This is a genomic window from Verticiella alkaliphila, assembly GCF_018904615.1.
Classification (GTDB): Bacteria; Pseudomonadota; Gammaproteobacteria; order Burkholderiales; family Burkholderiaceae_B; genus Verticiella; species Verticiella alkaliphila.
In genome coordinates, this window is sequence record NZ_JADCNH010000108.1 from 1 (window position 1) to 841 (window position 841).

Sequence of the window (841 nt, forward strand, 5' to 3'; positions counted from 1 at the left end):
CGAGACGGCGGCTGCGGCGCTCACCGCCACCCGGGCGCGCATGGAGGCCGCCCGTGCCGCCGGCGAGCGGCGTGACGTCGACATCATGCTCGTGCGCCAGACCGAGGAGGTGGATCGCCTCGCCCGGTCGGCAGCGCAGGCGCAGGCCCTGGCGCAGCGTCGCACCGAGCTGGCCCAGACGCTCGTGCAGCTGCGCATGGAAGCCGCGGATCTGGATGCCTTGCGCGCGGTGAGCGCCGAGCTCGACGCGCTCGCGCTGCGGCAGTCCACCGCGGCCACGCGCCTGCAGTTCGCGCTGGCGGGTGAGGCGCTCCTGCTGGGCGAGGAAGCGCTGCCCGACGAGGGCGAGCGTTGGCTCACGCAACCAGCCGAACTGCGGCTCGCGGGCGGCGGCTGGCTGCGCATCGTGCCGGGTGGCGCGGATCTCGTGAGCCTGGCCGACGCCCAGGCGCAAGCCGAAGCGCGTCGTGAACGGCTCCTGCGCACCATCGGCGAGCGCAGCCTCGCCGATGCCCAGCGGCGGTTCGAGCATCTGCAGGCCGCTCAGCGTGACGTGAAGGCCGTGGAGCGCGAGCTCGCCATCCACGCCCCGCAGGGCTTGCCTGCGCTCGAGAGCGCGTTGGCCGACGGGCAGCGCCTGTGCGAGCGATTGCGCGCGCGGCTGGCAGGCCTGGCACCGGTCGAGATGGGCGACACGCCGGCCGATCCGCGCGCATGGCATGCCGAACTGCAATGGGCCCAGCAGGCCGCCGAGCAGGCCGAGGCCGCGCTGGCGAGCGCCCGACAGCGCCAACAGAAGGCGGCGGCCCAGGCCGAGCAGCTCGGGCTGCGGCTGCTGCGC

At 75.1% G+C, this 841-nt stretch carries 1 pseudogene; it reads left to right on the forward strand.

The features are described 5' to 3' along the window. A pseudogene (locus tag IMZ29_RS22430) lies at window positions 1-841 on the forward strand (hypothetical protein); the annotation flags it as partial.